This is a genomic window from Rhodoferax sp. UBA5149 (genome assembly GCF_002413825.1).
Taxonomy (GTDB): Bacteria; Pseudomonadota; Gammaproteobacteria; order Burkholderiales; family Burkholderiaceae_C; genus Rhodoferax.
Genome location: NZ_DHXT01000008.1, coordinates 1 through 3,660 on the forward strand (window position 1 = coordinate 1; position 3,660 = coordinate 3,660).

The following is a 3,660-nucleotide window of genomic DNA, read 5'->3' on the forward strand; positions in this document are numbered from 1 at the left end:
CAAAACCGGGGCCATGGCTTCAGCCTGAATCCGAACAGCCCCAATCGGGTGGCGCCGGGCAAGCGTCCGTTTCACACCATCATTCCGGCCTTCCTCACGCGCGATGGCCAACCGGTGATGAGCTTTGGCGTCATGGGCGCCAACATGCAGCCGCAGGGCCATGTGCAGACACTGGTGCGCATGCTCGACTACCGGCAAAACCCGCAAGCGGCGTGCGACGCGCCACGCTGGCGCTTCAATGCCGGGCTGGCGATCAACGTGGAGGCCTCGATGAAATCGGCCACCGTGCAGGGTTTGAATGACCGCGGGCACCGGATGGAAATCATCCAGGACTCGTACCAGGATTTTGGCGCCGGACAGTTCATCTGGCGCGCCGGGGACCCGATGGTGGACGGCTATGTGGCGGCCAGCGACGCCCGGCGTGACGGTCAGGCGGTCGGCTTTTGAGTGCGCCCCTGATCTTGAAATATAAGAAAAATAGGCCCTCAGCCCCCGCAGATAAAGCGCAGGCAGCTCCTAAAAACATAGCAACTGGCCTGCTGCTGGCGACCGTGGGCGCGATCGCGTTCAGCGGCAAGGCGATCATCGTCAAGCTGGCGTACCGGCACGGCGTCGATGCGGTCACGCTCATCATGTACCGCATGCTGTTTGCGCTGCCCATTTTTGCGCTGATGGCCTGGTGGGCCAGCCGGGGCAAGCCAGCCCTGACGCGCCATGACTGGCTTGGCATTCTGGGCCTGGGTGTCACCGGCTATTACCTCGCCAGTTATCTCGACTTTGCCGGTTTGTCGTTCATCAGTGCCTCCCTGGAGCGGCTCATTCTGTACCTCAACCCGACGCTGGTGCTGTTGCTGGGTCTGGTGCTTTACAAGCGGCGAATCCAACGCCGGCAGGTGCTCGGCATGCTGGTCAGCTATGTCGGGGTGGTACTGGTGTTTGGCCACGAGATCAAGCTTCAAGGCAGCGACGCCGCCTTGGGCGCGCTGCTGGTTTTTCTCAGCGCGGTCAGCTATGCGGTGTACCTCACTTTCAGCGGCGAGCTGGTCCAGCGTTTGGGTTCCCTGCGCCTGGTGGGCCTGGCCACCACGGTCGCCTGCCTGTTGTGCATCGCCCAGTTTGTGCTGCTGCGCCCCTGGAGCGCGGCCCTGGTGGCGCCACAGGTGATCTGGCTCTCGGTGTTGAATGCGACGCTGTGCACGGCGGTGCCGGTGCTGCTGGTGATGATGGCGATTGAGCGCATCGGCGCCAGCGTGGCGGCCCAGACCGGCATGGTCGGGCCGATGTCGACCATCCTGATGGGGGTCGTGATTCTGGGAGAACCGTTCACCGCCTGGGTGGCGGCCGGCACGGTGCTGGTGATTGCCGGGATCTTTGTCTTTACCGGTGGCGGACGATCAGCGTCGCGTTAAAAGTACCGCAGGCACCGTCAGGGTTTCAATTTCAGATGGAAATTCACCCATCGGATTTTCATCCGCCCGCGCTATGCCCCCTCCCTGATCGTCTGCGCCACCCGCCTGACCCTGTTGTTCTTTGAGAAAAAGTGGAAGCTGCACCAAAATTGCAGGTAAGCCGCACCGGCCCGGCCTGGATTTCGCCACTATCATTGCAGGAGATTTTTGCAATTGATGGAGTGACGACTATGGATTTGGGCATCGCAGGTAAATGGGCTTTGGTGTGTGGCGCCAGCAAGGGCTTGGGATTTGGCTGTGCCCAGGCGCTGGTGCGCGAAGGGGTGAACGTGCTGATTGTCGCCCGAGGTGCTGCGGTGTTGCACGCTTCTGCTACAAAATTAGTAGCTGATGACGTAGGTTCCACGGGGGCTACAGTGCTGTTTGTTGCAGCAGACATCACCACGCCCGAGGGCCGCTCGGCGGTGTTCGCGATCCGACGCGACTTTGACATCGTGGTGACCAATGCCGGTGGCCCGCCGCCGGGCGATTTTCGCGATTGGGACCGGGACGCCTGGATCAAGGCGGTCGACGCCAACATGCTCACCCCGATTGAATTGATCAAGGCCACGGTGGACGGCATGGCCGCGCGCGGCTTCGGGCGCATCATCAACATCACGTCCAGTGCCGTCAAGGCCCCGATCGACATCCTGGGTCTGTCCAACGGCGCGCGCAGCGGCCTGACCGGCTTTGTGGCGGGCGTTTCGCGCAGCAAACTCGCAGCCGAGGGCGTCACCATCAACAATCTGCTGCCCGGTGCGTTTGACACCGACCGGCTCAAGGGCGTCATGCAGGGGGCCGCGCAAAAGACCGGCCAGCCGGTTGACGTCATCACGGAGGCGCGACGCAAGACCATTCCGGCGCAGCGCTTTGGCCAGGTCGAAGAATTTGGCGCGATCTGCGCTTTCTTGTGCAGTCAGCACGCCGGCTACATCAATGGCCAGAATGTGCTGGCCGACGGCGGCGCCTACCCCGGCGCGTTCTGAGTCACGGCTGAAACGCCTTGATGGCGTGGCAGCAAATTCCCACGGCATGGTTTTCGCCTTTATCAACTGGAGTTTCAAATGGTCAAGTTCCCTTTGCCGCGCATCACGCGCGCGCTTCGCCACAGCCTGGCGCTCAGTGCTTTTTTGCTCGGCGGCCTGGCGCAGGCGCAACCCGGCACCGTCCGCTTGCTGGTCGGATTTCCGCCCGGCGGCGGCACCGATGCGATCGCCCGCACGCTGGCGGACAAGCTGAAGGATCAGTTGGGAAGCACCGTGATCGTCGAAAACCGCGCCGGTGCCGGTGGCCAGATCGCGGCGCAAGCGCTGAAGGCCGCGCCGGCCGACGGCAGCACCTTTTTCCTGTCGCATGACCATACGATTTCCATCCTGCCCCTGGTCGTGAAAAACCCCGGTTTTGAGCCGGCCCGTGACTTCGTGGCGGTGGCCGGGTTTGCCACGTTTGTCAACGCGCTGGCGGTGTCAGGCGGCACGCCGGCCAAGTCCATGAACGACTACGTGGCCTGGGTGCGCAACCAAGGCGCCGGCAAAGGCACGGTGGGGGTTCCGGCGCCGGCCTCGGTGCCCGAGTTCTTGGTCAAGCTCATTGGCCAGAAGTACAAGCTGGACCTGCAAGCCGCACCCTACCGCGGCAGCGCGCCGATGATGGCGGACATGCTGGGCAACCAGATCAACGCCGGTGTCGCCTCCATTCCCGATTTCATCGAGAACCACCGGGCCGGCAAGGTTCGCATCGTCGCCGTATTGGGTGGCACGCGCCAGCCAGCGCTGCCGGATGTGCCGACCTTTGCCGAGCTCGGACTGGCGGGTTTTGAGGATGTTCCCTACTACGGCTTTTTTGCGCCTGTTGGCACGCCCAAAGCCGTCATTGACCATTTTTCCGAGGCCTTGGCCAAGGTGATCGCGATGCCTGATGTACGTGAGCGCCTGACCGCCATGGGGCTGACGGTGGGTTTCATGTCGTCACAACAACTGGCCAGCCGCGAACGCGCCTATGAGCAGACCTGGGCCCGCATCATCAAGGCCAGCGGCTTTCAGGCCCAGTGATTCCATTTCTACTTCAACGCGATATGTCGTTGCCCCGCTTTGCCGTGCTAAAGCACTGTCTGCAGCGGTGCGCCTAATCTCGCATCGAATTAGAAACGGAATAAGGTCTACCTCCGGCTGTGTCGCGTGGCCGGCCGCCGCGCCGGGCCGCCCCAAGCAAG

General features: G+C 62.7%; 4 protein-coding genes. All 4 read left to right on the forward strand.

The window, feature by feature from the left end; translation table 11 throughout:
- The coding region (locus tag B3V69_RS00480) for a gamma-glutamyltransferase (RefSeq protein WP_296442780.1) at nt 1-447 on the forward strand (447 nt) is incomplete at its 5' end.
- Between the two features lie 14 nt (nt 448-461).
- Nucleotides 462-1,409 (forward strand): DMT family transporter, encoded by a 948-nt coding sequence (locus B3V69_RS00485; RefSeq protein ID WP_296442782.1) that lies wholly within the window; start codon nt 462-464, stop codon nt 1,407-1,409.
- Nucleotides 1,410-1,639: 230 nt separating this feature from the next.
- Nucleotides 1,640-2,434: an SDR family oxidoreductase gene (locus tag B3V69_RS00490; RefSeq protein WP_296442784.1), complete on the forward strand. Its 795-nt coding sequence runs from the start codon at nt 1,640-1,642 to the stop codon at nt 2,432-2,434.
- Nucleotides 2,435-2,512: 78 nt separating this feature from the next.
- Nucleotides 2,513-3,499 (forward strand): Bug family tripartite tricarboxylate transporter substrate binding protein, encoded by a 987-nt coding sequence (locus B3V69_RS00495; protein WP_296442786.1) that lies wholly within the window; start codon nt 2,513-2,515, stop codon nt 3,497-3,499.
- Nucleotides 3,500-3,660: the final 161 nt, after the last annotated feature.

Excerpts from the sequence above, each read along its gene's own strand:
- B3V69_RS00495 (WP_296442786.1), top strand. The coding sequence starts at position 2,513 with ATGGTCAAGTTCCCTTTGCCGCGCATCACGCGCGCGCTTCGCCACAGC.
- B3V69_RS00490 (WP_296442784.1), top strand. The coding sequence starts at position 1,640 with ATGGATTTGGGCATCGCAGGTAAATGGGCTTTGGTGTGTGGCGCCAGC.